This window comes from Nonomuraea sp. NPDC050733, assembly GCF_040654215.1.
In the GTDB taxonomy this organism is placed as follows: Bacteria; Actinomycetota; Actinomycetes; order Streptosporangiales; family Streptosporangiaceae; genus Nonomuraea.
Genome location: NZ_JBFAHO010000001.1, coordinates 258317 through 285089, shown reverse-complemented (window position 1 = coordinate 285089; position 26773 = coordinate 258317). Strand labels below are relative to the sequence as shown.

Here is a 26773-nt window from a genome sequence, read left to right as displayed (position 1 = left end):
TCTCACCATGGGTTTTCTGCTCTCCACGGCAAGAGGGCGAGTGGTGCTGTCATGATGATCGTGAGACTGGCCGACCGCGCCGGCAGCGCGAGTGCCGGGCGGGGGTGATGGCCGTGCGCAGGACGTACAAGTTCCTGCTGCGGCCGACCGTTCGTCAGCAGATCGCGCTGGTGGCGTGCCTCGAGGACCACCGCCAGTTGTACAACGGCGCGTTGGAGCATCGGCGTACGGCCTACCGCAAGGCGGGCGTGAGCGTCCGGTACGGTGATCAGTCGGCGGATCTGAAGCACATTCGCGCCGATGACGCGGAGGGGCAGGGCCGGTGGTCGTTCTCCTCCCAGCAGGCCACTCTGCGCCGGTTGGACAACGCCTTCAAGACGTTCTTCGCCCGTGTCAGAGCCGGGCGCACGCCAGGGTTCCCGCGGTTCAAGGGGCGCGGTCGGTTCGACACGGTGACCTGGCCCAAGGACGGCGACGGCTGCCGGTGGGATTCCCAGCCCGAGCACCCTTCGGCGGCATTCGCCCGCCTGCAAGGGATCGGGCATGTACGCGTCCACCAGCACCGCCCGATACGGGGCCGGGTGAAGACGATCAGCGTGAAGCGGGAGGGTGCCCGCTGGTTCCTGATCATGTCGTGTGACGATGTGCCGGCGGAGTCGCTCCCCTCCACGGGAGCGGTCGCCGGCGTGGACCTCGGTGTGGCCTGGCTGGTGACGACCTCCGACGGCGCCCATGTGGCCAACGCGCGCAACCTGGCCTCCTCCGCCCGACGACTGGCGGCGGCGCAGCGGGCTCCGGCCCGGACACAGCGGGGGAGCGGACGCCGCCGCAAGGTCGTGGCCCGCGTGGCCGCGCTGTATGCCACGATGCGGCGTCAGCGCCTGGACGGCGCGCACAAGACCGCGCTCGCTCTGGTCCGCGCCTATGACGTGATCGTGCACGAGGATCTGCGGATCGCCGCCATGACCCGCTCGGCGTCCGGCACGCTCGACGCCCCCGGCCGTAATGTCGCGGCCAAGTCGGGCCTGAACCGCAGCATCTTGGACGCGGGTTGGGGGTGTTGCTGACGATCCTGTCGCACAAGGCTGAAAGCGCCGGTCGCACACTGATCGCGGTCAACCCCGCCAACACCTCCCGCGCATGCGCCGCATGTGGGCATTGCGCGAAGGAGAACCGCGTCAGCCAAGCTGTGTTCCGATGTACGGCGTGCGGGCATGCCGCACACGCCGACGTGAACGCGGCCGTCAACATCCTCAGGGCAGGGCTTGCCCTTCGCGACGCCGCGGAAGCGGCTTAGCGAGAAGCCGGTCCCTTCAGGGAGCGGAGGAGTCACTGTTCATGCGGCGTTCCCCGAGCCGTCAGGGGGCCGGATTACGGTGAGCGCGTCGTGCGGTCGCAGACGACCCGGAGCGAAGCCGGCATCAGCCCGGAGTGGGGAGAGCAGGGGTGGCGGAGCGGGCGTCGGCCTGGGTGGAGTCACCCCTCCAGATGCTCTGCGCCGTCGAGGCGCACCACGCCGGCCTGCTCGGCCCCGCCACCGACGTCGTGCCCCGCGCCGGGCAGCGCGCGCTGAAGGCCACCCGCCGCGAGCTGCGCCGCCTGTCGCTGCCCGAGGGCCTGGAGCTGGCCGAGCCGTCCGAGGAGCTGCCGCGGCGGATGAACGCCGCCGGCGACGCCTTCTCCGGCAAGGTGCAGCTGCGCTGGCTCACCTCCCGTCCCGGCCGGCTGGTCGTCGTGGACGACGGGCTGGCCACGCTCCGGCTGCTGGAGCTGCTGGCGGCGGGTCCGTACCGTCCGCTGCTGCGGGCCCGCGCCCAGCCGGGACGGCTGCGCGCCGTGCTGGGGCTGGCCGCCGCGCTCAGGCTGCGCGCCGGCCGGGTGACCGTCTTCACCGCCCTGCCGGTCACCGAGGAGCTCGAACAGTCGGTCCGCGACGCCGGGTTCGACCTCGTACGCCATGACTTCGCCTGGCTGCGCTCCCAGCCGCCCACCGAGCCCGGACCGGCCGAGCGCACCGTGGTGCTCGGCACGTCCCTGGTGCGCAACGGCCTGGTGCGCCGCGACCGCTACCTGCGCTGGCTGACCGACCTGGCCGGCGAGGAGCCGCTCGCCTACTACCCGCACCGGCGCGAGGACCCCGTGGACGTGGCGCTCATCCGGGAACGGCCCGGCATCACCGTGCACGACGGCGGCGCTCCGGCCGAGCTGACGCTGCGCGGCCTGGGCGCCGGGCAGCGGGTGCTCAGCCTGCCCTCGACCGCCATCGCCTCCCTGCGGGTCCTGCTCGGCCCGCGCGGAGTCGCGGTGGAGCCGGTGGCCGTGCCGGACGACTGGTGGACCAGCGGGGCGGCCCCCGCCCTGCGATCGCATCTGACAGGAGTGACCGGGTGAGAGTGCTGGCGGTCGCCGACTCCGACTCGTACCTGAAGTGGGCGGCCTGCCTGCTCGGCGACCTGCCGACCGGCTGCGAGACGGATCTCGTGGTGGTGCGCACGCCGATCGCGCCCTCGCCGCAGCAGATCGCCGCGGCGGTGGGCGGGCGGCCCGCGCCGCCCGTGCTGTCGGCCCGCGCCCTGCGGCGCGAGGCGGAGCGCGGCCGGCCGGACGTGATCCTCGTCGCCTGCACCGGCCCGGTCGTGGACGTGCTGGTCGCCGAGGTGCTGAGCGGGCTGCGGCCCCGGCCCGCGTTCGCGACCGGGCTGCCCGGCATCTCCGTGCCCGCCACCGAGAAGGCGTGGCTCTTCCGCAGCGGCTGCGACTTGTTCGTGCTGCACAGCCGGCGCGAGGTGGCCGAGTTCGGGGAGATCGCGGCGCGGCTCGGCGGGGGAGGGGCGATCGGGCTGGCCCGGCTGCCGTTCCTGCGCCCCGGCCGGGCCGCGGGCGGGGGGAACCGGGTGGTGTTCGCCACCCAGGCCAAGGTGCCGCGGGAACGGGCGGAGCGGGAGCGGGTGCTGGCCGCGCTGGCGCGGCTGGCCGAGCGGCGGCCCGACCTGGACGTGGTGGTGAAGCTGCGGGCATTGGAAGGCGAGCGGCAGACGCACCGCGAGCGCCACCACTATCAGCGGCTGTGGCGCGAGATGGGCGAGCCGGGGCGGCTGTCCTTCGCGGCCGGGCCCATGCACGAGCACCTGGAGCGTGCGGCCGGGTTCGTCACGGTCAGCTCGACGGCCGCGCTGGAGGCGGTCGCCCAGGGGGTGCCGTCGCTGGTGCTCTCCGACTTCGGGGTGAGCGCCGAGATGATCAACCTGGTGTTCGAGGGGAGCGGGCTGCTCGGGACGCTGGACCAGCTCGCGGAGGGCGACTTCCGGGCCGCCGACCCCGAGTGGTGCGCGGCCAACTACTTCCACCCGGCGGGGCTGGACGACTGGACGGGCCTGCTGGCCGCGGCGGCGGCGGGCCGGGAGCTGCCGGCGCGGTCGCTGCTGGACGGGCCGGAGCACGCCGCGGCCCGCCGCCGCGCCCGGCTCCGGCTGGAGGTGCCGCCGGCCGTGCTGCGCTACGGCTACCGCGCCCGGCGCCGCGTTCGCCGCTACGTCAGCGGACGGCGGTAGGCCCCCCACGCCGCCGCATCAGCGGGCGGCGGGCGCGTGCGTCAGGGGACGGCGGCCGTTGTGCGTCGCCGGGCGGGCGCGTGCGTCAGCGGGCGTTCAGCGGGCGGTGGTGAGCTTGCGGCGCAGGCGGGCCAGGGCCGTGGGCCGGCCGGTCAGCCCGAGCGTCTCCAGCCGCTTGCGCTTGAAGTAGCGCGCGTCGAACACCGTCGCCGACGGCCGCAGCTCCGGGTACGCCTCCGCCTGCATGCAGTAGCCCACGGCGCGCACCAGCGCCGGCAGGTCCATGGCGGGCGGCGCCTGCACCGAGCCGTCCTCCGACAGCCGGGGCAGCAGCGCGTCGACCACGGTGACGGGGATGCGGTTGCTGTTCTCGTACGGGCTCAGCCGGTCCAGCACCAGCTCCGTCCCGTAGGAGGCGACCGGCAGGCTGAAGTACCGCTGGGCCGTGATCAGGCCCGTCGAGAAGCATCCCACCACGAGCTCCGGCCGCAGCGCCGCGAAGCACGCCTCCGCCGGTGTGCTCTCGTCCGCCACCACCAGCCGCACCCCCAGCCGCTCGGCGGCGGGGCGCAGCAGCCGGGCGTGCGCGCGGCCCGCCGACGGGTGCGGCTTGAACACGACCGTCTCGTGCCCCCGGGCGGCCAGCGCGCGCAGCATGGTCTCGTGCAGCGCCGCCTCCTCCTCGGGCGTGACGATGTCGAGCGCGGACAGGTACTGGCCGAGGATCATCGCCCGCGCGTCGAGCATGTCGGGTGCGGTCGCCGTCACCTCGCGCACGACCGACAGGAACGCCGTGTCCGGCAGCACCTCCGCCGGCACCCCGTACTCGCTCAGCAGCAGCGGCTCCAGCCCCGGCACCAGGTCGAGGTGGAGCAGGCGGGTGATCCGGCGGAAGATCTCGGCGGGCAGCGGATCGCGGGTCGGGCCGTAGCTCATCAGCCCGTCGGAGTAGACGGTGATCGGGCAGTCGCGCACCAGCCCGGCGATGGTCCGCGCGGGCGGCACCGCGATCGACTCCAGCACCAGCTCGTCCACCTCGCCGAGGCCCAGCTGCGCGCGGATCAGCCGCTCCATCATCGGCACCTCGATGACCCGGGCCTTCCAGTCCGACGGGTGCAGCGGCGCGATGAGGTCGTTCCAGGAGTGGATCTCGTCGAAGCGGGAGCGCAGCGCGGCGAAGCCGGGCGCCCGGTCGAGCGGCACGGCGATCTCGGGGATCGCCGCGTTCGTGGAGACGATGAGCACCCGGCGCCCGCTGCTGAACCGGCCCCCTCCCAAACGGCCGTCGTCGATCGCGGCCGCCAGCGACATGGCGCCGAACAGCGTGGAGGCGTAGCAGACCGTCGTCATGAATCCTCCCGATCCCGGCGAAGCCGGACGAGGGGGCTGGGGGGCAGGTCCGGCAGGAGGGCCCGCAGCGCGGCCTCCCGCTGGACGGACATCCTGGAGACCGCGTCCACGACCAGGCCGGTGGGCAGCGCCCGCACGGCCTGCGCGCCGCGCTCCTCGAAGCGGGCCCGCAGCCGCGGCGTGAAGCGGCCGGCCAGCTCCAGGTGGTGGGCGAGCAGCGCGCAGAAGTTGCGCACCGCCTTCGGCAGGAACTCCTCCTCCAGGTCCTTGAAGACCAGGTCGAACGCGTCGAAGAAGTGGAGCTGCCGCTCGTCGCCGACCTGTGTCAGCGAGCCCGCCACCTGCCGCCGGTAGAAGACGCCCGCGACGGACACCACCGCGAACGTGGCGGCCTCCCGGTGCAGCCGCCAGATCCACGGCCGGTCCTCGGCGGTGTGCAGGGAGCCGGGGAAGTGGAGCAGGTCCCGCAGCGAGCGGCGGTAGACCCCGGCCCACGCGTACGGGTAGTCGACCATGGTCCGCACGTTCGCGGGCAGGATCGCGTCCCTGGGATCGAGCACCACGCCCCGCCGCGCCAGCGGAGCGCGGTGCACGACCCGTCTGCGGCCCTCGGCCTGGACGTGGTCGGCCCGCACGAAGTCGCAGCCGAGCCCGTCGATCGCCTCGACGAGCCGTTCCAGGTATCCGGGGGCGAGCCAGTCGTCGCCGTCCATGAACGTGACGTACCGGCCCTCCGCGGCCGTCAGCCCGGTGTTGCGCGCGTCAGCCAGCCCCAGCGGCAGGGGATTGCGGATGAGCGACAGGCCGGGCAGGTCGCCGCGGAAGTCCTCGACGATGCCGGCGGTGGCGTCCACCGACCCGTCGTCCACCACGATGAACTCGAAGTCGCGCCGGGCGTTGCGGCGCAGGGAGGCGAGCGCGTCGGCGATGAAGCGCTCGCCGTCCCGCACCGGCACGACGACCGAGAGAGTGATCAAGTCTTTCCCTTGCCGGAACGAGGAGTGGCGGGGTCAGGCGGTGACGCGGCGCAGGCGGGCCTTGGGGGCCTCCTCGCCGGGGAAGACCCGCTTGACGCCGTCGCCCAGCGCCTGCTCGATGATCCGGATGTCGCGGACGAGGTGTTCAAGGCCGGACGGCTCCAGCGAGGCGGCGTGGTCGGAGCCCCACATGGTGCGGTCGAGCGTGATGTGCCGCTCCACGCACACCGCCCCGAGCGTCACCGCGGCCAGCGAGATCTGCAGCCCCCGCTCGTGGCCGGAGTAGCCGACCGGCACCCCGTACCGGTCCTTGAGCGTGGTGATGGTGCGCAGGTTCGCCTCCTCCGGAGGCAGCGGGTACGTCGAGGTGGCGTGCATCACGATCAGGTTGCCGGTGCCGAGGATCTCGACGGCCCGGTCGATCTCGGGCAGCGTGGACATGCCCGTGGACAGGATGACGGGCTTGCCCGTTGCGGCCAAGGCGCGCAGCAGCTCGTGGTCGGCGACGCCGGCCGAGGCCACCTTGTGGACTAGGACGCCCATCTCCTCCAGGAACTCCACGGAGGGCACGTCCCACGGCGAGGCGAACCAGTGCAGGCCGCGCTCGTCGCAGTACTTGGCGATCTGCCGGTACTCGTCGATGCCGAACTCGGTGCGCTCCTTGTACTCCAGGTACGTCATCTCGCCCCACGGCGTCTGCCGGATCTGGCCCTTCTGCTCCTCGGGCACGCAGATCGCGGGGGTGCGCTTCTGGAACTTGACGGCCTGGCAGCCGGCGTCGGCGGCGACGTCGATGAGGCGGCGGGCGAGGTCGAGGTCGCCGTTGTGGTTGATGCCGATCTCACCGATCACGTACACCGGCAGGCCGTCGCCCACGAGCACGTCGCCGATGGCCACCGGCGCCGGGGCGGTCCTGGGCCGGTCCTGGACGGCGGCGCCGAGGGCCCTCACGGCGGGAGAGGCGGGGGAGTCGAGAGTCGGCACCGTGGCGGGCGCCGGCGTGCCGGGGACCAGCGGGGTGGCCGGCGCGGCCGGGGCGGGCGCGGGACGGGCGGCCATCACGCGGTCGCACAGCTCGCGCACGGCCCCCGACCCGCCCACGCGGGTGAGGACGACGCGGGCGGCGGCCCGCACCTTCGGGTGCGCGTCCGGCACCGCCACGGGCCAGCCGACCTCCGCCATCGGGCCGAGGTCGTTGACGTCGTTGCCGACGTAGGCGACGCGGGCCGGGTCGAGCCCCTCGATCGCCAGCCAGTCGCGCAGTACGGTCCGCTTCTCGGCGAGCCCCTGCAGCACCGGCACGCCCAGCTTGCGTGCCCGGGCGGCGACGACCGGGTTGTGCTCGGTCGACATGACGAGCACCTTCACCCCGGACCGGCGCAGCAGCGAGACGCCCATCCCGTCGGAGCGGCTGACGAGGACCATCTCGCGGCCCTCGGAGTCGACGTAGGCGCGGTCGTCGGTGTGGACGCCGTCGAAGTCGGTGACGACGGCGTCCACGTCGATCGGCTCCGGCTGGTCGACGAACGGGGCCAGCGCCCGGACCAGCTCCAGGTCCTCGGGGTCGTCGATCTCGACGGCGTGCCGGGTCGGCACGGGCTGAACGGCGACGGTGCCGAAGAAGCGGTGACCGTGCTCGCGCAGGCCGGAGGCGCGCATGGCGTAGAAGGCGCCGTTCTCGCGGAACTGCGGCTCGCGGTCCTGCCGGCGGGGCCGTACCGCGGGGTCGTGGTTGACGCCGCCACCGGCGGCCGTCCAGAGGAACTCGTGCGTCGGCAGCCCGGACACGACCGAGTCGGCCTCGCCGTCGAGGACCCTGCGCACGGCGGCGGACAGGTCGGCGGGGTCGATGAAGGCGCTCGTGCACTGCACGAGGACGACGACCTCGGGCTCCTCACCGAGCGCGTCCAGGGCGTGCAGCACCGCCGACTCGCTGGAGGCCGTCGCGCCGCTGAGCTCCTCCGGGCGCTCGACGACGAGCGCCCCCGCCTGCCGGGCGGTCTCCGCGATGCCGGCGTGGTCGGTGCTGACCACCACCTGGTCGATCAGCTCGGCCCGCAGGCACGCGCGCACGGCGCGGGCCACCAGCGGCACCCCGCCCACCGTGGCGAGGTTCTTCAGGGGGACGCCCGCCGAACCTCCGCGGGCGGGAACTACGGCCAGGACTCGCAACGTGACTCCTCAGTGCTTCAGGGATGCACCAGAAGCTAGAGGCCCGGATTGAACGACCAGCGTCACTCCTCTGAACGTTGCGTGGGCATCCGGTAGAGCAACTCTGGACGGCCCACCCCGCCGTACTGCGGGAAGCGCGCCGCGACGCCCCGCTCCACCAGGTACTCCAGGTAGCGGCGGGCCGTGACCCGCGACACCCCGGCCGCCGCGCCGACCGCCTGAGCCGACACGCCCTCGGGCCGGCTGCGCAGCTCGGCCGCGACCGTGTCGAGCGTGTCCTGCGTCATGCCCTTGGGCAGCTCGGTGGCGACGCCGCGCAGCGTGCCCAGCACCCGGTCCACGTCGCCCTGGCCGACGATCTCGCCGGCCTCCTTGCGGAAGCGGGCGTAGCGGGTCAGCTTCTCCTGCAGGGCGGCGAACGCGAACGGCTTGAGCAGGTACTGCGAGATGCCGAGCGACACCGCCGAGCGCACCATGGCCAGGTCGCGCGCCGAGGTGATCGCGATGACGTCGCACAGCAGCCCGCCGGCCCGCACGGCGCGGCACACCTCCAGCCCGTGCATGTCCGGCAGGTACAGGTCGAGCAGGATGAGGTCGACCGGCGTGTGCCCCAGGAAGCGCAGCGCCTCGCCGCCCGAGCGGGCCACCCCGGCGACCCGGAAGCCGGGCACCCGCTCCACGTAGATGCGGTTGGCCTCGGCGGTGATCTCCTCGTCCTCGACGACCAGCACGGAGATCATCGGACCCGCTCCGGCACCGGGAGCCGCACGGTGAACTCCGAGCCCGCCACGTCGATCACGCCGCCCAGCCGCCGCACCGCCTGTCCCACCAGGGCCAGCCCCAGCCCGTGGCCGTCGCCCTTGGTCGTCCAGCCGCGCCGGAACGCCTCGGGCGAGACGATCCCCGGCCCGTCGTCGGCCACCCGCACGAGCACCTCCCGGTCGTCGCCGCGCAGGCACACCTCCACCCGTGAGGCCGCGTCGATCGCGTTGTCGATGAGGTTGCCGAGGATGGTCACCAGCTCCCGCGTCTCGACGCCGCGCTCGGCGCCCAGGTCGTCGAGGTCGCTGTCCTGGCTGATGACGAGCTCGACGCCCCGCTCGGCCGCCTCGGAGCTCTTGCCGAGCAGCAGCGCCGCCAGCACCGGCTCGCGCACCGCGGCCATCACGCGGTCGGTCAGCTCCTGCGCCGCCCGCAGCTCGGCCGTGCCGAACGCCACCGCCTGCTCCACGCGGCCCAGCTCCACCAGGGTGATCACCGTGTGCAGCCGGTTGGCGGCCTCGTGCGCCGCCGACCGCAGCGACTCGGCGAACCCCCGCTCGGCGTCGAGCTGCCCGGCCAGCGCCTGCAGCTCCGTGTGGTCGCGTACGGTGACGACGGTGCCGAGGCGGCTGGCCGCGCCGTTGACCGCGAGCACGCGGTCGCCGACCAGGTGGATGCGCTCCTCCCGGCTGGTCAGCACGTCGGCCAGGCCGAGGTCGGCCACGTGCCGCCCCTCGGCGTCGCCCGGCAGGCCGAGCAGGTGGCGGGCCGCGTCGTTGCACAGCGTCAGCGTGCCGTCCTTGCCCACCAGCAGCAGCCCCTCCCGTACGGCGTGCAGGACGGCGTCGTGGTGCTCGTGGATGCGGCTCAGCTCCACCGGGCCGAGCCCGTGGGTCTGCCGGCGCAGCCGCGAGGTCACCAGCCACGTGCCGCCCGCGCCCAGCCCGAGGGCGAGCGCCGTGATCAGGCCCGTCCACACGAGCACCACGAGCAGCTCGGCGCTGACCCGCTCCTCCTTGATGCCCACGCTGACCAGCGCCGGGATGGAGCCGCCGACGCGGACCGGGACGACCGCGCGCACGGACGGGCCGAGCGTGCCCGTGTAGGTCTCGGTGAAGGGGTGTCCCCGCAGCGCCATCTCGGTGTGGCCCAGGAAGCGCCGCCCGATCTCGGCCGGGTTGGGATGCGTGTAGCGGGTGCCGTCCGGCTTCATGATGGTGACGAAGTCGACGCCCGTCTCCGCGCGCACCCGCTCGGCGTACGGCTGGAGCCGGGCCGTCGGCGACGGCCCGGCCAGGGCCGCCCGCACGTCGGGGGAGGCCGCCACGCTCAGCGCCACGGCCTCCGACGTGGCCGCGGCCTGCCCGCTGACCACCTCGCGCGCCAGCACCGACTCCAGCACGGTGCCGCCCGCCACGGCCACGGCGACCACGACGAGCTGCAGCAGCAGCATCTGCCCCGCCAGGCTCCACTGTCGCATCGGGACCCTCTCCGTACTTTCCACCTCGCCCGTCACGAACGCGGTGAACGAAACTTACGCAATGGTGACGTGGGTCACCACGGGCCGCATAGTCACGAAGTGAGAAGAGTCCTCCTCGACGCTTGGAGCACCTCCCATGCGTGACCGCACCCATTACCTCTACCTGGCCGTCATCGCGGCCGTCCTGGCCGGAATCGTGGTCGGGTTCGTCTGGCCGGATGTGGGCCTGGCGCTCAAGCCTCTCGGCACCGGCTTCGTGGCCCTCATCAAGATGATGATCGGCCCGATCATCTTCTGCACGATCGTGCTCGGCGTCGGCTCCGTGACCAAGGCCGCCAGCGTGGGCAAGGTCGGCGGGCTCGCGCTCGGCTACTTCCTCGTCATGTCGACTGTAGCCCTGGTCATCGGCCTGGTCGTCGGCAACCTCATCGACCCGGGCAGCGGGCTGCACCTGACCGACGCCGCCAAGCATGCCGCGGCGGCCGAGGCGGCCAAGGGCGAGGCGACGGGCACGGCCGACTTCCTGCTCGGCATCATCCCGACCACGCTGGTGTCGGCGTTCACCGAGGGTCAGGTGCTCCAGACGCTGCTGGTGGCGCTGCTCGCCGGCTTCGCGCTCCAGGCGATGGGCGCCAAGGGCGCGCCCGTCCTCAACGCCGTCGCGCACATCCAGCGGCTGGTGTTCCGCATCCTCGCCATGATCATGTGGGCGGCCCCGGTGGGCGCCTTCGGCGCGATCGCGGCGCTCGTCGGCGCCACCGGCCTCGACGCGCTCAAGAGCCTGGCCGTCATCATGGCCGCCTTCTACATCACCTGCGCGCTGTTCGTCGGCGTGGTGCTCGGCACGCTGCTGTGGGTGGTCGCCCGGATCAACCTGTGGTCGCTGCTGCGCTACCTCGGCCGGGAGTTCCTGCTCATCCTGTCCACGTCGTCGTCGGAGTCGGCGCTGCCGCGGCTCATCGCCAAGATGGAGCACCTGGGCGTCAGCCGCACCGTGGCCGGCATCACGGTGCCGACCGGCTACTCCTTCAACCTCGACGGCACCGCCATCTACCTGACCATGGCCACGCTGTTCATCGCCTCGGGGACCGGGGCGCCGCTCCAGTTCGGCGAGCAGGTGGGGCTGCTGCTGTTCATGATGATCGCCTCCAAGGGCGCCGCCGGTGTGACCGGCGCGGGCCTGGCCACGCTGGCGGGCGGCCTCCAGTCGCACCGCCCCGAGCTGGTGGACGGCGTGGGCCTCATCGTCGGCATCGACCGGTTCATGTCCGAGGCGCGGGCGCTGACGAACTTCGCCGGCAACGCCGTGGCCACCGTCCTGGTCGGCAGGTGGACCGGCGGATTCGACCGGGAGCGGGCCCTGGAGGTGCTGGCCGGGCGCGACCCGTTCGACGAGGCCACGCTGCAGGACGACGACGAGCGCGAGCCCGAGCCGCCGGCTGCCCAGACCGACCGCGAGATGTCACCGGTCTGATCCCCGGTCCGTCCACCGGCCGGGCGCCCCTTCACGGGTGCCCGGCCCGGCGAGGTGCTACGGCTTGCGGCCGATGCCCGCGTACCCCATGCGGGCGAGCTCCTCGTCGATCAGCGGCCGGTCGTCCGGGTCGATGAACGGCCAGCCGGTCTGCTCGCCCAGCCCCGTGGCCAGGCCCGGCGGGATGAGCTCGAAGTCGCCGAAGAAGGCCGCGATCTCCGAGCCCGGCCGCGGGCAGAACGGCGTGTTGGCCTGCCGGTAGAACTCGACGACCTTGTTGACCTGCTCCGGCGCCGTGTCGCTGCCCACGTGCGAGATCGCCAGGTAGCTGCCCGGCGCCAGCGCCTCCCGGTAACGGGCCACGAACCCCTGGGGGTCGTCCTCGTCCGGCACCAGGTGCAGGAAGAACATCATCAGCAGCGCCACCGGCCGGTCGAAGTCGATCAGCTCCCGCACCCTGGGGTCGCCGAGGACGTCCTCCGGCCGCCGCGCGTCGGCCTGCACCATGGCCACGCGGTCCGGTTCGGCCAGCAACGCCCTCCCGTGGGTCGCCACCACCGGGTCGCTGTCCACGTACACCACCCGGGCGTCGGGGGCGTACCGCCGGGCCACCTCGTGCACGTTCTCCTGCGCGGGCAGACCGGACCCCAGGTCCAGGAATTGGGTGATCCCCTGGTCGCACAGGTACCTCACCACGCGACCGATCAGCGCGCGGTTCTGCTGGGTGCCGACGCGGACGTCGGGCATCACGCTCAGCACCAGCTCCGCAAGGTCCCTGTCGGCCTGGAAGTTGTCCTTGCCGCCGAGAAAGTAGTCGTACATCCGCGCAGCGTTGGGAACGTGCGGATCAATGCCCAACGGCGCCTGCTCCATCATGAGTCCATGATTCCGGACATCAGAGGCTTCCATCCACTGATTCCCCTGATGTCGCGTTCTTTCTGGTATGTCACTCGGGGGTGCGCGCCGCCGACGGCAGGCGCAGCACGAAGCGGGCGCCGCCCTGGCAGTCGTCGACCTCGAGCGTCCCGCCGTGCGCCACCGCCACGTCGCGGGCGATCGCCAGTCCCAGGCCGGTGCCGCCCGCGTCGCGGCTGCGTGCCGCGTCCAGGCGGGTGAACCGCTCGAAGATCCGCTCGCGGTCCTCCTGGGCGATCTCCGCGCCGTCGTTCTCCACCGCCAGGACGGCCAGCCCGTCCTGGCGCTCCACCGACACCCTGATGTAGCGGTCGGCGTGCCGCGCGGCGTTGTCCAGCAGGTTCGTCAGCACGCGGGCGAGCTGGAGCCGGACGCCGTGGACGATCACGCCGTCCTCGACCGCCAGCCGTACCGGGATCTTGTCGTTGCGGACGGACAGCTCCTCGCGGACCAGCTCGCCGAGGTCCACCCGCTCCATCGCCGCGTCCACGCGCGAGCCGATCCGCGCCAGCAGCAGGAGGTCCGTGATGATCGCCTCCAGCCGGTCGGTGTCGCGCAGCGCGCTGGACACGAGCGCGTCGAGGTCGGTGTCGTCCGGGTAGAGCTGGGCGCTTTCGAGCTGGGCGCGCAGCCCGGCGATGGGGGTGCGCAGCTCGTGGGAGGCGTCGGAGGCGAACTGGCGCTGCTGGTGGGCCGAGCGCTCCAGGCGCGCCAGCGTCCCGTTGATGGAGTCGGCCAGCCCGGCCAGCTCGTCGTCCCGGGTCGGCTGCATCACCCGGCGGCTCGGGTCGCTGGCGTTGATCTCGTCGAGCTGGGCGCGCATGGCCGCCACGGGCCGCAGCGCCCGCCCCATGATCGTCCAGCTGGCCCAGCCGGTGAGCGCGATGAGGATCATGATCTCGATCGAGGTCACCGTCTCCAGGGTGTGACTGGCCAGCACGCTCGGCGCCCGCCGCCCGGCGTACACGACGCTGGAGGCCGTGGCGGCCGACACGCGGACGGCGGTCAGGTGCAGGCACCCCTGAGGGCCGCAGCGCGTGGTGCTGATGACGCGGTTGTCCGGGGTGGGCCACACGTCGCTGAGCCGCGGCATGGCGAGCGCCGCGTCGCTGACCGCCGTGATGGTGCCGTCCGAGGCGACGATCTGGATGAGCGGCACGGTCGGGTCCGGCGCCGCGACCCTGCCGGCGCGCCACTGCGTGCCGGCCCGGGTCTCCGCGGCGATCCGCTCGGCCGTGTTACGGGTGTCCGCCGCCACGCTGGCCGCGACCCAGGTGCGGGTCACGGTGACCGCCCCGATGCCGACCGGGATCAGCAGGATCGCGGCGACCAGTGTCGCGACGAGCGTGACACGCCCGCGCAGGGAGCGCGCCCATTTGCGGGACACGCCCCGAGGTTACTAACCGTGACGACCGCCGGACGTCGTGCGCAGGGAAAGATTCCCCCAATGCTCACGACCGGCGCTCGCGTCGGCCCTCGCGTCGGTCAGGAGGTGAGCGCGAGCCAGATCGTGGTGTCCGGGGCCACCGCGCCGGCGTCCGGCTGAGGGCCGCTGGACAGCAGGACCTCGCCCGAAAGCCCCAGCTCCGCCAGCGTGACCGGCTCCTCACCGGTGTTGAGCACGACGGCCAGGCCGGGCGAGCGCTCCAGCGCCAGCACGTCCTCACGCGCGTCCAGCACGGAGGACTCCAGCCAGCGCAGAGCGCCGCCGCCCAGCGCCGGATGCCGCTTGCGCAGCCGCAGCGCCGCCCGGTAGAGGCTCAGCGTCGAGTCCGGGTCGCCCTCCTGGGCCTCGGCCGACAGCTCCCGCCACTCCTCGGGGATCGGCAGCCACGGGTCGCGCCAGCCGCAGCCCGGCGCGGTGGTCCACGGCAGCGGCACGCGGCAGCCGTCGCGGCTCTCGCCGCTGCGCTTGAACGCGGGGTCCTGGCGCAGCTCGTCGGGCAGGTCGAGCACCTCGGGCAGCCCGAGCTCCTCGCCGTTGTAGAGGTAGGCGGAGCCGGGCAGCGCCAGCATGAGCAGCGTCGCGGCGCGGGCGCGGGCCAGGCCGCCGTGCCGGGTGACGTGGCGGGGCTTGTCGTGGTTGGACAGCACCCACGTGGTGGGCGCACCGACCAGCTCCGCCTCCGCCAGCGACTTCTCGATGACCGTGCGGAACGACTTGGCGTGGTAGTCGGCCATCATGAAGTCGAAGTTGAACGCCTGGTGCAGCTCGTCCGGCCCGACGTAGCGGGCCAGCCGCTCCGGCGACGACACCCACGCCTCGGCCACCGCCATCCGGCCGCCCGGGTAGGAGTCGAGGATCGGCCGCCACTCGCGGTAGATGTCGTGGACGCCGTCCTGGTCGAAGTACGGCACCCGCTCGTCGCCGAGCAGCTCGACCTGGCGGCCCTCCTTCGGCCCGACGTCCGGGAGCCCGTCGTCCTTGATCATGCCGTGGGCCACGTCGACCCGGAAGCCGTCGACGCCGCGGTCCAGCCAGAAGCGCAGGATGTCGCGGAACTCGGCCCGCACCTCGGGGTGGTCCCAGTTGAGGTCCGGCTGCTCGGGCGCGAACAGGTGGAGGTACCACTGCCCGTCCTCGACCTGGGTCCAGGCGGGGCCGCCGAAGACCGACTCCCAGTCGTTGGGGGAGTCGCGGAAGATGTAGCGGTCGCGGCGCTCGCCGCGCAGCGCCTGCTGGAACCACGGGTGCCGGTCGGAGGAGTGGTTGGGGACGAGGTCCACGATGACCCGGATGCCGAGCGCGTGGGCGTCGGTGACCAGCGCGTCGAAGTCGGCCAGCGTGCCGAACATGGGGTCAACGCCGCGGTAGTCGGCCACGTCGTAGCCGGCGTCGGCCTGCGGCGAGGTGTAGAAGGGGCTCAGCCAGAGGGCGTCGACGCCCAGCTCGCTCAGGTAGCCCAGCCGCCGGCGCACGCCGGGCAGGTCGCCCATGCCGTCGCCGTCGTCGTCGGCGAAGCTACGGGGATACACCTGGTAGACGACGGCGTCCCGCCACCAGTCGTCGCCGGCGGATGACCCGGCGGGTGACACAGCGGGAGACACGGCGGGCGGCCCGGTGTCCGGCGCGTCGTTCGGCAGCGGGTGCGGCGTGGTGCCCATGGTCGTCCTTCCCCCGGGGGTGGTTCGTTCCGATGCAGGATGGCCTGTGGCGTTACGAGAGGTCAAGCGCAACTTGCGGAAAGTTGCAGAAGCGTCCCTTCTGCCGGTCAGGGCCCTGGTCCTCAGGTCAAACCGGGGTCAGCACGGGTCTGGATCAGGTAACGCTTTTTGCAAGTTCTTCCAATTCTTGCAAAGTCTCGCTAACGTCCCGGAAACATAAGCCGCTGATCCGCGGCCCACATCGACTTCCAGCGGCGGCACCTCTCCCGTGCCGCCGCTCCCTCCGTGACCTCTGGAGGTCCCATGCGCAAGCGAGCTCTGGGTGCGGCGGCACACGTGGCGGCCCTGTCCGCCCTGGCGGTCGCCGTGTCGGCCTGCGGCGGCGGCGAGCCGGCCGCCGCCCCCTCCTCGGCGCCCACCGGGTCGAGCGGCGCCACCGCGCCCGCCGCCCAGGGCGGCAAGCTCGTGATCTGGGCCGACCCCAACCGGGTCAAGGCGCTCAAGCCCTTCGCCGAGCAGTTCGGCACCGAGAACGGCGTGACCGTCGAGGTGAAGGAGATCAGCAAGGACAACCAGCAGGTCTTCCTCACCGCCTCCCAGCAGGGCAGCGGCCCCGACATCATGGTCGGCGCGCACGACTGGATCGGCAACCTCGTCCAGAACGGCGCCATCGACCCGGTCAACCTCACCGAGGAGCAGAAGGCCGCCTTCCCCGAGATCGCCATGAAGGCCGTCACCTTCAACGGCCAGGTGTACGCCGCGCCGTACGCGGTGGAGAACATCGCCCTGATCCGCAACACCGAGCTCGCGCCCGACGCGCCCGCCACCCTCGAGGACCTCGTCGCCAAGGGCAAGGAGCTCAAGGCCGCGGGCAAGGTCAAGGAGGTGCTCTGCCTGCCGGTCGCGCAGAAGGGCGACGCCTTCCACTCCTATCCGATCTTCGCCTCCGGCGGCGGCGCCCTGTTCGGCGCGACGGCCACCGGTGACCCGGACGCCAAGAAGGTGCTGGTCGGCTCGCCCGACTCGGTCAAGGCGTTCGGCAAGCTGAAGGAGCTCGGCGAGAAGGGGGACGGGGCGCTCAAGACCTCCATCACCAACGAGAACTACATCCCGAGCTTCGCCGCCAAGAAGTGCGCCTTCCTCGTCTCCGGCCCGTGGGCCATGGGTGATGTGAAGAAGGGCGGCTTCTCCTACGACATCACGCCCGTCCCGCCGTTCAAGGGCGGCAAGCCGGCCACCCCGTTCGTCGGCGTGCAGTCGTTCTTCGTCGCCGCGAAGGGCAAGAACAAGACGCTGGCGCAGGAGTTCGTCACCAACTACGTGACCAACAAGGACGTCGCCAAGGCCCTCTACGCGGCCGACCCGCGCCCGCCGGCGCTGACCGCGGCGCTGCAGGAGGTCCAGGCCGCCGACGCCGACGCCGGCAAGTTCATGGACGCCGGCAAGGACGGCTTCCCGATGCCGGCCATCCCCGAGATGGCGGCCATCTGGGAGCCCTTCGGCATCGCCGAGGCCTCGGTCGTCAAGGGCGGCGACCCCGCCAAGGCCGCCGCGGCGGCGCAGAAGACCATCGACGGCTCGCTCAAGAACTGACGTCATGGCGCAGGACACGCGCGTGGCCGCGGACACCCGCAGGGGTCCGCGGCCACGCCGGGAGATCACCACGACGTACGTGGTGAGCAGGATCGCGGTGCTGGCCGTGGCGGCCGCGATCCTGCTCTACGCCGTGCCGCCGCTGGTCGCCGCCGAGGCGTGGGCCTCGCTCGCGCTGCTCTGCCTGGCGAGCGCGGGCATCGCCTACCTCTATCTGACCCGCCGCTTCGTCCCCGCGAAGTACCTCGTCCCGGGCACCGTCTGCCTGATCGCCTTCCAGGTGTTCCCCGTCCTGTACACGGTGAGCACCGCCTTCACCAACTTCGGCGACGGGCACCGCGGCGACAAGCACGCGGCGGTCACCGCCATCGAGGCCGGCTCCGTGCGGCAGGCCCCCGGCTCGCCCGAGTACGCGCTGACCGCGGCGCTGCGCGACGGCGAGCTGGTGTTCCTTCTCGTGGACCCCAAGACCAAGCGGGTGCAGGCCGGCTCCGGCCAGGGGCTGGCCCCCGTGACCGGAGCGCGGCTCGGCATCACCGGCAAGGTCCTCCAGGCTCCCGGCTTCACCGTGCTCAAGGCCCCCGAGGCCGCCGCCCGCGGGCAGGAGATCTCCGCGCTGGCCGTCCCCACCTCCGGCGGGGTGATCAAGGCCAACGGGCTGAGCCGCGCCGTGGAGGGCAGGTCCGCGCTCACCTACGACGCCGCCTGCGACTGCGTCAACGGCGAGGGCGGTCCCTGGAAGGCCGACGAGGCGCGCGGCTACTTCGTCAACGCCAAGGGCGAGCACCTGGCGCAGGGCTGGCAGGTGAACGTCGGGTTCGGCAACTTCACCCGGGTGGTGACCGACCCCACCATCTCCGGCTACTTCCTCGGCGTCTTCGGGTGGAACGTGGTGTTCGCGCTGGTCTCGGTCGTCAGCACGTTCGTGCTCGGCATGTGCGTGGCGCTCGCGCTGCACCACCCCCGCATGCGGGGCACGGGGATCTACCGGATCATGCTGATCCTGCCGTACGCCATGCCGTCCTTCGCGATGCTGATGGTGTGGCGGGACATGTTCAACCGTGACTTCGGCCTGATCAACCAGCTTCTCGGGCTGAACGTCGACTGGCTCGGCGAGAGCGGCACGGCCCGCGCGGCCGTCCTCCTGGTCAACCTGTGGCTGGGCTTCCCGTACATGTTCCTGGTGACCACCGGCGCGCTCCAGGCGATCCCGCGCGAGCTGACCGAGGCGGCCTCCATCGACGGGGCCTCGCCCTGGTACGGGTTCCGCAAGGTGACGCTGCCGCTGCTGCTGGTGGCGCTCACGCCGCTGCTCATCTCGTCGTTCGCGTTCAACTTCAACAACTTCAACGCGATCCAGCTCACCAGCGAGGGCGGCCCGTTCCCCGCCGAGAGCCCGCAGGTCGGCGCGACCGACCTGCTCATCACCTACACGTTCCGGCTGGCGTTCGGGGCGGGCGGGGCGCAGTTCGGGTTCGCGGCGGCCATCTCGGTGTTCATCTTCGCGCTCGTGGCGGTCATCTCGGCGGTGGCCTTCCGCCGTACCCGCAAGCAGGAGGAGGTCTACGCGTGAAGCTCGCGCTCAGGCACGGCTTCGTGCTGCTCGTGTGCGTGTTCGCCCTGGTGCCGATCATGTTCGTGGTGTCGGCGGCGATCAACCCGCTCGGCACGCTCGCCTCCACCGACCTGCTGCCGAACGGGGCGAGCCTCGGCAACTTCGCCGACCTGTTCACCAACGACCGGTACCCGTTCGCCCGGTGGTTCCTCAACTCGGTGTTCATCGCGCTGGCCGCCTCGTTCGCCAGCCTGCTGCTGTCGATGATGGCCGCCTACGCCTTCAGCCGGATGCGCTTCCGCGGGCGCCGGGTGGGGCTGCTGTCGCTGCTGCTCATCCAGATGTTCCCGCAGTTCCTGGCCATCGTGACGATCTTCATGATCTTCACGCGGATCACCGAGCTGTACCCGGCGTTCGGGTTCGACACGGTGTGGGGCCTCATGCTGCTCTACCTCGGCGGCGCGCTGGGCGCGAACACGTGGCTGATGAAGGGCTTCCTCGACACCGTGCCGAAGGAGCTCGACGAGGCGGCCACGGTCGACGGGGCCACGCACGCGCAGATCTTCTGGCGGGTGATCCTGCCGTTGGTCACCCCCATCCTCGCGGTGACGGGGCTGCTCGCGTTCATCGGGATCATGAGCGAGTTCATCATGGCCAGCGTGTTCCTGCGCGATCCGGCGAGCAAGACGCTCGCCGTCGGCATGTACGGCATGATCGCCGGCGACCAGCGCAACGCCAACTTCGGCATGTTCGCGGCCGGCACGCTGATCACCGCGATCCCGACCGTCGGCGTGTTCCTCTGGCTGCAGAAGTTCATCGTCTCCGGCCTCACCGCCGGAGCCGTGAAGGGGTAGGCGCATGCTGCGTTTCGCCGGGGAGCCGCACCACGACGGCTCCGCGCTCTACGTGTCGGACCTCACGCCGTCGCCGGGCTCCCCGGTGACGGTCTGGGTGCGCGCGCCCCGCTCCGCCGCCGTCACCGGCGTGCACGTCCGCACGGTGTACGACGGCGAGCCCCGCTACACCGAGGCGGCCGTCGACGAGCTGAGGACGGCCTCGGACGTCACCGGGTACGGGCGCCAGGACGTGTGGTGGCGTGCCGAGATCGCCGCCGTCAACCCGGTCACCCGCTACCGCTTCCTGCTGCACACCCCGGGCGGCCAGGTGTGGCTCACCGCCGGCGGGCCCGCCGCGCACGACGTGACCGACGCCGGCGACTTCCGGCTCGTCTCCCACGACCCGCCGCCGCCCTGGATGGCCGACGCGATCGTCTACCAGATCTTCCCCGACCGCTTCGGCCGCTCCGGCACGTCCCGGCCGCTGCCCGGGTGGGCGCTGTCACGTGACTGGGACCGTGACCCGGTCATCCCGGAGGGCCCCGGCACCTCCCAGCAGTTCTACGGCGGCGACCTCGACGGCGTGGTCCGGCACCTCGACCACGTCCGGGCCCTGGGCGCCGACACGGTCTACCTCACACCGATCTTCCCGGCCCGCTCCAACCACCGCTACGACGCCGCCGCCTTCGACCGGGTCGACCCGCTGCTCGGCGGCGACGAGGCGCTGGGCAGGCTCGCGGACGCGCTGCACGGCCACGGCATGCGGCTGCTCGGCGACATCACCACCAACCACTGCGGAGACGCGCACCCGTGGTTCACCGCCGCGGTGTCCGACGTGAACGCGCCCGAGCGCGAGATGTTCTACTTCGACCCCGACACCGGCGACTACGAGGCGTGGTTCGGGGTCAAGACGCTGCCCAAGCTCAACTGGGGCAGCCGGCTCGTCCGCTCCCGGGTGCCGGCCACGCTGAGGAGGTGGCTGGGCCCGCTCGACGGATGGCGGGTGGACGTCGCCAACATGACCGGGCGCTTCGGGGCCGACGACCACACGCACGAGGTCGCGGCGCTGCTGCGGCGCGAGGCGGGGCCGGGGGCGGCGCTCATCGCCGAGCACAGCCACGACGCCTCCGCCGACCTCGACCGCGACGGCTGGCACGGCACCATGAACTACGGCGGCTTCACCCGCCCCGTCTGGACCTGGCTGCGCGACCCCGGCCTCGGCCTCGCCCACTTCCTCGGCGTGCCCGGTGGTGTGCCCGCGCGCGACGGCACGGCCGCCCTCGCCACGGTCCGGACGTTCGCCGCGCACATGTCGTGGCGCTCGCTCGTCCACTCCTGGCAGATCCTCGACTCGCACGACACGCCGCGGATCCGCACCGTCACCGGCTCCCGCGAGCGTCACCTGGTGGCCCTCGGCCTCCAGGCCACGCTGCCGGGCACGCCGATGGTGTTCGCGGGCAGCGAGTTCGGGCTCACCGGCGTCAACGGCGAGCACGCGCGCACCCCTATGCCGTGGAACCGGCCGGCCGACCAGGACCTCGCCACGCTGACGGCGTACCGGGAGCTGCTCGGGCTGCGCCGCGCCGAGCCGGCGCTGCGGCGCGGCGGCCTGCGCTGGCTGCACGCCGACGCGGACCACCTGGTGTTCGCCCGCGAGACCGAGGCCGAGACTCTCCTGGTGAGCGCCCGCCGGGCGTCCGGCGAGCCGCTGCCTCTGCCGGGGCCCGCGACCCCCGTCTACAACACTTCGGACACGAACGCGATCCCCGGCGGCGGGCCGGCGCTGAGAATCTGGCGCCTGGCACGGTGAGCCGATACGTTGGGCGCCCTTCCTGTTTGAGCGTTCAACTTGTAGGCGTGGTGCGCGTGAACCTGTCCTCGGTGACCGTCCTGGCGTTCCTGCTGCCCGCCGTGCCCGCCGTGCCCGTGGCCGGGGCCGCCGTCGCGGCCGGTACGACGTACTACGTCGACTCCAGGAAGGGCGACGACTCCGCCGCCGGCACCAGCGCCACCGCCCCGTGGAAGTCCCTCGAGAAGGTCAACGCGGCCGACCTGAAGCCCGGTGACGCGATCAGCGTCAAGCGGGGCAGCCGGTGGACCGGCACCCTCACCCTGTCCGCCAACGGCACGGCGGCCCGGCCCATCGTCGTCCAGCCGTACGGCAAGGGCCCTCTGGCCACGATCAGCGGCCAGGAGGGCAACTGCGTGGTCGTCAGCGGCGACCACTGGCGCGTCAGCGGCCTGCGCGCCTCCCGGTGCCTGTGGGCCGGGTTCGAGGTCGGCGGCGACGGCAACCACCTGGTGGGGGTGCAGGCCGACCGCAACATCGCCGGCGTCTGGATCACCCCGACCGGCTCCCGCAACGTCGTGCGCGACAGCACGCTCAAGGACAACGACAAGATGAGCGTCAACGACGACGCCCCCGACAACGACTCCGGGGCGTTCGGGATCCTCGTCAACGGCGACGACAACCTCGTCACGGGCAACACCATCACCGGCAGCAAAGCACCGAGCCGCGACTACCGGGTGGACGGCGCGGCCGTCGAGATCTACGACGGCGACCGCAACCGCGTCACCTACAACCGCGCCCACGACAACGAGACGTTCACCGAGCTGGGGGCCACGAAGGGCAAGACCGCCACGGGCAACGTGTACGCCTTCAACGTCGTCACCTCCTCCCTGTCGCAGAGCTCCTTCCTCGTCACCCGCGGCCCCCGGCACGTGGTGGGGCCGGTGCTCGGCACGGTCGCGGTGCACAACTCGGTGTACCTGACGGGCCCGCGCACCCTCGGCTGGTCCTGCCACGGCGGCTGCTCCCCGTCGATCCTGCGGCTGCGCAACAACGCCGTCAGGGTGGGCGGCCAGGCCGGCTTCGAGGACGGCAAGGGCGCCGACGAGGCGGGCAGCGTCTACGAGGGCCGCACGGCCCGCTTCAAGCGCGGCCCGAGGACGGTCATGGCCGACCCCCGCTTCGTCTCGCGCACCGACCTGCGTCTGCGCCCGGGGTCCCCGGCGCTCGGCCGCGGCCTGCCGCTGTCGGCCGCCTGGTTCGGCGGCACGGCCCTGACCACGGACATCGCCGGCAAGCCCCTGTCCTCCCCACCGGCCGCGGGCGCCTACCAGCCCTGACCACCGGCCGCGGCGAGGTGGTGATCGCCGTTTCCAGACGCCGGCCGGCCGCTTGGCGACCATGCCGCCTCAGCGGTGGGGGAGGCCGCGGATGATCATGTCGATGGCGATCTCGAACGTCCGGGCCGCCTCCTCCGGATCGTCGCGGCCGATGTGGCCCTGCCGCTCCGTCAGGATGAGCCCCGTCACGAAGCCGTAGAGCACGTCGGCGGTGCGCGTGCGCTGGTCCTCCGGCACCCCGGCCTCGGCCATGATCGGGAAGAGGACGTCCCACAGCCCGCCCTCGTGGGCGGCGACCGCCTCCGGGTGGGTGTGGATGTACGTCCACAGCGACGGGTACGTGGAGACCAGCCGCCGGTAGGCGTGGGCCAGCCGGCGCAGCCGTTCCTGCCAGGGCACCCCGGTCTGGACGGGCAGCTCCAGCCGTCCCGCCATGGTCCGGCAGATCTGGGCGATCAGCGCCGTCTTGCTCTCGACGTGGTGGTACAGCGACATGGGGTTCACGTCGAGGGCGGCGGCGAGCTTGCGCATCGACAGCGCCTCCACGCCGCCCTCCTCCACCAGGCGCAGCGCCGTCGAGTAGATCTCCTCGGGACTCAGGGGGGCGCCCCTGCGCGCACTGACAGCCATACGGCGTATGCTAGCGATAGCCATACGGTGTATGGCTACTTCGTGAGGCGACGACACAGGGAGAGTTTGATGAAGGAGATCCCCTCACCGTCCGGTCTGCCGTTCCTGGGCAACACGCTGCAGATCCCCGCGCACTCGCCGATGGCGCACTTCACCGAGCTGGCGGGCAGGTACGACGAGGGTCTCTTCCAGCTCGACATCGTCGGCCGGAGGGTGCTCTTCGTCTACGACCCCGACATGGCGGCCGAGCTGTGCGACGAGACCCGGTTCCGCAAGCGCATCGAGCCGCCCCTGTCGATCGTCCGCGACTTCTCCGGCGACGGCCTGTTCACCGCCGAGCTGGACGAGCCCGTGTGGGGGCAGGCCCACCGCATCCTCATGCCGGCCTTCAGCCAGCGCTCCATGAAGTCGTACTACCCGCAGATGCTGGAGATCGCCGAGCGGCTGGTCGACTCGTGGGCCTCCCGCCAGGGCGAGGACCTCCCGGTGTCGGACGACATGACCCGGCTCACCCTCGACGTCATCTCCCTGACCGGCTTCGGCTACCGCTTCGAGTCGTTCCGCTCGCCCGAGCTGCACCCGTTCCTGAAGGCCATGGGCGGCGCGCTGACCGAGGCCATGATCCGCAACCGGCAGCTCCCCGTGGTCACCAAGCTCAAGCGCCGGAGCGAGGAGGCCTACCGCCAGGACATCGCCACCATGCGCGAGCTGGTCGAGGACGTCATCCGGCAGCGCAGGGCCCGACCGGCCGGCGGGGCCAAGGACCTGCTCGGGCTGATGCTGGAGGCGTCCGACCCGCTGACCGGCGAGCGACTGTCCGACGCGAACATCCGCGACCAGGTCCTCACCTTCCTCATCGCCGGGCACGAGACGACGAGCGGCCTGCTGTCCTTCGCCCTGTACAACCTGCTGCGCCACCCCCACACCCTGGCCCAGGCGTACGACGAGGTGGACCGGCTGCTGCCCGGCGACGAGCCGCCCACCTACGAGACGATCATGAAGCTGGACGTGATCCCGCGCATCCTCGACGAGACGCTGCGCACCTGGTCGCCGATCCCCGCCTTCGCCGTCACCGCGCTGGCGGACACCACGCTCGGCGGCTACCCCGTGCCCGCGGGCACCCCGGCCGCCCTCATCCTGCCGGCCCTGCACCGCCACCCGAAGGCGTGGGAGCGGCCCGAGGAGTTCGACATCGACCGCTGGCTGCCCGAGCGCAGGAAGGACCACCACCCGGCCGCCTACAAGCCGTTCGGCAACGGCGAGCGTGCCTGCATCGGCCGCCAGTTCGCCCTCACCGAGGCGCGGCTGACGCTGGCCATGCTCCTGCGGCGGTTCGCGCTCTCCGACCCCGCGGCGTACAAGATGAAGATCAAGCAGACGCTCACCCTCAAGCCGGAGGGGTTCACGCTCCAGGTGCGTGAGCGGCGCCCGCACGAGCGCTTCAGCGGCGCGGCGCCCGTGGAGCAGATGGAGGAGCGGGACGAGGGACAGGAGATCGCCGTGACCGGCGTGCCGCTCACCGTCGCCTACGGCTCCAACCTCGGCACCTGCTCCGACATCGCCGAGCGGCTGGCCGAGCGGGCCGGCCGGTCCGGGTTCGCCACCACGCTCACCACCCTCGACGACCTCGAACCGCCCCGCGAGGGCCTGCTCGTCGTCGTCGCCTCCTCCTACAACGGCAAGGCCCCGGACAACGCCCAGCGCTTCGACGCCCTCGGCGCGCTGCCCGACCTGTCGGGGGTGCGGCTCGCGGTGCTCGGCTGCGGCAACACCCAGTGGCCCACGTACCAGGACTTCCCGCGCCGCGCGTACGACAAGCTCACCGCCGCCGGCGCCGTGCCGCTGGTCGAGCGGGGCGAGGCCGACGCCGACGGCGACTTCGACGGCGACGTGTCCGCCTGGACGGCGACGCTGTGGGCGGCCCTGGCCGAGGAGTACAGCGCGTCGGCCGCGGACGCCGGCCCCCGCTACGAGCTGGAGGTGCTGACCGAGGCCGAGGTGCGGCCCGCCGTGGTCTCCGAGCGGGCCTTCCCGCTCACGGTCGTGTCCAACGAGGAGCTGACCTCCGACCCGGCCGGGCTCTGGGACTTCTCGGTGGAGGCGCCCCGGCCCGGGGTCCGCTCCCTCGTCGCGGAGCTGCCCGAAGGGGTCACCTACTCCGCAGGCGACCACCTGGCCGTCTTCGCCAAGAACGATCCCGAGCTGGTGGAATGGGCGCTGCGGTGCCTGCGCGTGCCGCGCGACCAGGTCGTACGGCTGCGCGCCCGGGGCGGCACGCACCTGCCGGTGGACCGGCCGGTCACGGCGGGGCTGCTGCTGACCGAGTTCGCCGAGCTCCAGGAGGTCGCCACCCGCGCCGACCTGGAGGCGCTGGCGACGCACACCTCCTGCCCGTGGACGCGCGGGCAGCTCGCCGCGCTGACCGCGGACTACGCCGACGAGATCCTCGCCAAGCGGCTGTCGCCGCTGGCGCTGCTGGAGCGGTTCCCGGCGATCGAGCTGCCGCTGGCGGCGTTCCTGGAGATGGCCGGGCCGATCAAGCCGCGGTACTACTCGGTGTCGTCCTCGCCGCTGGCCGAGCCGGGCCGGGTGCGGATCACCGTCGGGCTCGTCGAGGGGCCCGCGTGGTCCGGCAGCGGCCGCTACCAGGGCATGTGCTCGGCCTACCTGGCCGCCCTCGCCCCCGGCGAGACGTTCTACGGCTACGTCCGGGTGCCCGCGCCGCCGTTCCGGCTGCCGGACGACCCGGAGACGCCGGTGATCCTGGTCGGGCCGGGCACCGGGTTCGCGCCGCTGCGCGGCTTCCTGGAGGAGCGGGCGCTGGGCGGGGCGAGCGGGCCGGTCGAGGTGTTCACCGGGTGCCGCCACCCCGAGCACGACTGGCTGTACCGGGAGGAGCTGGCGGGCTGGGCCGCCGCGCCGCACGTCCGGGTGCACGAGGCGTTCTCGGCCGTGCCGGGGCATCCGCACAGGTTCGTCCAGGACGCCGTGGCCGCCGAGGCCGACCGCGTGTGGGAGCTGCTGGAGGCCGGGGCGCACGTGTACGTGTGCGGCGACGGGCTGCGCATGGCGCCCGCCGTCCGGCGCGTCCTGGCCGGCATCCACCGGGAGCGGACGGGCGGGGACGGCGAGGCGTGGCTGGCCGGCCTGGAGGAGCGGGGCCGCTACCAGCAGGACGTTTTCGCCTGACCTCCTGGGCGCACCGGAGGGGTGGAAAGGTGCAGGCCGTAGGGGGCAAAGGCTC

20 protein-coding genes are annotated in these 26773 nt (G+C 72.6%); 11 read left to right on the top strand and 9 right to left on the bottom strand.

Annotation, left to right across the window (positions count from 1 at the left end; all coding sequences use genetic code 11):
• The first annotated feature begins 113 nt into the window (after positions 1 to 113).
• The 4 genes from AB0H64_RS01295 to AB0H64_RS01280 all read left to right on the top strand — a co-directional run bounded on the left by AB0H64_RS01295 (position 114) and on the right by AB0H64_RS01280 (position 3551).
• Positions 114 to 1067: a transposase gene (locus AB0H64_RS01295; protein WP_357618618.1), complete on the top strand. Its 954-nt coding sequence runs from the start codon at positions 114 to 116 to the stop codon at positions 1065 to 1067.
• Positions 1058 to 1297 (top strand): transposase, encoded by a 240-nt coding sequence (locus tag AB0H64_RS01290; protein WP_357618615.1) that lies wholly within the window; start codon positions 1058 to 1060, stop codon positions 1295 to 1297. The genes AB0H64_RS01295 and AB0H64_RS01290 overlap by 10 nt, the downstream gene beginning before the upstream one ends.
• 149 nt (positions 1298 to 1446) lie before the next feature.
• On the top strand, positions 1447 to 2391 hold the full coding sequence (locus AB0H64_RS01285) for a hypothetical protein (protein ID WP_357618612.1): 945 nt from the start codon (positions 1447 to 1449) through the stop codon (positions 2389 to 2391).
• The gene (locus AB0H64_RS01280; protein WP_357618609.1) at positions 2388 to 3551 is read left to right on the top strand and encodes a DUF6716 putative glycosyltransferase; all 1164 of its coding nucleotides are present in this window, start codon (positions 2388 to 2390) and stop codon (positions 3549 to 3551) included. The genes AB0H64_RS01285 and AB0H64_RS01280 overlap by 4 nt, the downstream gene beginning before the upstream one ends.
• A 96-nt stretch (positions 3552 to 3647) precedes the next feature.
• On the opposite strand, the gene AB0H64_RS01275 is transcribed toward AB0H64_RS01280, so the two are convergent.
• From AB0H64_RS01275 to AB0H64_RS01255, 5 genes are all read right to left on the bottom strand, one after another.
• Entirely contained in the window at positions 3648 to 4901 is a 1254-nt protein-coding gene (locus AB0H64_RS01275; RefSeq protein ID WP_357618606.1) for an alpha-2,8-polysialyltransferase family protein, read from the bottom strand.
• Positions 4898 to 5878: a glycosyltransferase family 2 protein gene (locus AB0H64_RS01270; RefSeq protein ID WP_357618603.1), complete on the bottom strand. Its 981-nt coding sequence runs from the start codon at positions 5876 to 5878 to the stop codon at positions 4898 to 4900. Before AB0H64_RS01270 ends, AB0H64_RS01275 begins: the two co-directional genes overlap by 4 nt.
• Positions 5879 to 5911: 33 nt before the next feature.
• Positions 5912 to 8050: an N-acetylneuraminate synthase family protein gene (locus tag AB0H64_RS01265; protein WP_357618600.1), complete on the bottom strand. Its 2139-nt coding sequence runs from the start codon at positions 8048 to 8050 to the stop codon at positions 5912 to 5914.
• 62 nt (positions 8051 to 8112) lie between these two features.
• Positions 8113 to 8790: a response regulator gene (locus AB0H64_RS01260; protein WP_357618597.1), complete on the bottom strand. Its 678-nt coding sequence runs from the start codon at positions 8788 to 8790 to the stop codon at positions 8113 to 8115.
• On the bottom strand, positions 8787 to 10292 hold the full coding sequence (locus tag AB0H64_RS01255; protein WP_357618594.1) for a sensor histidine kinase: 1506 nt from the start codon (positions 10290 to 10292) through the stop codon (positions 8787 to 8789). The genes AB0H64_RS01260 and AB0H64_RS01255 overlap by 4 nt, the downstream gene beginning before the upstream one ends.
• A 136-nt stretch (positions 10293 to 10428) precedes the next feature.
• Here AB0H64_RS01255 and AB0H64_RS01250 point away from each other — a divergent pair, with 136 nt between their 5' ends.
• Entirely contained in the window at positions 10429 to 11766 is a 1338-nt protein-coding gene (locus AB0H64_RS01250) for a cation:dicarboxylase symporter family transporter (RefSeq protein WP_357618592.1), read from the top strand.
• Between the two features lie 57 nt (positions 11767 to 11823).
• On the opposite strand, the gene AB0H64_RS01245 is transcribed toward AB0H64_RS01250, so the two are convergent.
• From AB0H64_RS01245 to AB0H64_RS01235, 3 genes are all read right to left on the bottom strand, one after another.
• Complete coding sequence (locus AB0H64_RS01245; protein WP_357618589.1) at positions 11824 to 12642, bottom strand: SAM-dependent methyltransferase; 819 nt, start codon at positions 12640 to 12642, stop codon at positions 11824 to 11826.
• A 70-nt stretch (positions 12643 to 12712) separates the two neighbouring features.
• A complete protein-coding gene (locus AB0H64_RS01240) occupies positions 12713 to 14068 on the bottom strand; it encodes an ATP-binding protein (protein WP_357618587.1) in 1356 nt (451 codons plus the stop codon).
• Between the two features lie 98 nt (positions 14069 to 14166).
• Positions 14167 to 15786, bottom strand: a complete 1620-nt coding sequence (locus AB0H64_RS01235; RefSeq protein ID WP_357618584.1) for a glycoside hydrolase family 13 protein — start codon at positions 15784 to 15786, stop codon at positions 14167 to 14169.
• 303 nt (positions 15787 to 16089) lie between these two features.
• On the opposite strand from AB0H64_RS01235, the gene AB0H64_RS01230 reads away from it, so the two are divergent.
• The 5 genes from AB0H64_RS01230 to AB0H64_RS01210 are packed head-to-tail and all read left to right on the top strand — an operon-like array spanning position 16090 to position 22899.
• The gene (locus AB0H64_RS01230; protein WP_357618581.1) at positions 16090 to 17379 is read left to right on the top strand and encodes an extracellular solute-binding protein; all 1290 of its coding nucleotides are present in this window, start codon (positions 16090 to 16092) and stop codon (positions 17377 to 17379) included.
• A gap of 4 nt (positions 17380 to 17383) precedes the next feature.
• The gene (locus AB0H64_RS01225; RefSeq protein WP_357618578.1) at positions 17384 to 18952 is read left to right on the top strand and encodes an ABC transporter permease subunit; all 1569 of its coding nucleotides are present in this window, start codon (positions 17384 to 17386) and stop codon (positions 18950 to 18952) included.
• On the top strand, positions 18949 to 19788 hold the full coding sequence (locus AB0H64_RS01220; RefSeq protein WP_357618575.1) for a sugar ABC transporter permease: 840 nt from the start codon (positions 18949 to 18951) through the stop codon (positions 19786 to 19788). Before AB0H64_RS01225 ends, AB0H64_RS01220 begins: the two co-directional genes overlap by 4 nt.
• Positions 19789 to 19792: 4 nt before the next feature.
• On the top strand, positions 19793 to 21580 hold the full coding sequence (locus tag AB0H64_RS01215; RefSeq protein WP_357618573.1) for a glycoside hydrolase family 13 protein: 1788 nt from the start codon (positions 19793 to 19795) through the stop codon (positions 21578 to 21580).
• A gap of 47 nt (positions 21581 to 21627) precedes the next feature.
• A complete protein-coding gene (locus AB0H64_RS01210) occupies positions 21628 to 22899 on the top strand; it encodes a right-handed parallel beta-helix repeat-containing protein (protein WP_357618570.1) in 1272 nt (423 codons plus the stop codon).
• Positions 22900 to 22968: 69 nt separating this feature from the next.
• Here AB0H64_RS01210 and AB0H64_RS01205 read toward each other — a convergent pair whose 3' ends face one another.
• Positions 22969 to 23529: a TetR/AcrR family transcriptional regulator C-terminal domain-containing protein gene (locus AB0H64_RS01205; protein ID WP_357618567.1), complete on the bottom strand. Its 561-nt coding sequence runs from the start codon at positions 23527 to 23529 to the stop codon at positions 22969 to 22971.
• A gap of 69 nt (positions 23530 to 23598) precedes the next feature.
• Here AB0H64_RS01205 and AB0H64_RS01200 point away from each other — a divergent pair, with 69 nt between their 5' ends.
• Entirely contained in the window at positions 23599 to 26718 is a 3120-nt protein-coding gene (locus AB0H64_RS01200; protein WP_357618565.1) for a cytochrome P450, read from the top strand.
• Positions 26719 to 26773: the final 55 nt, after the last annotated feature.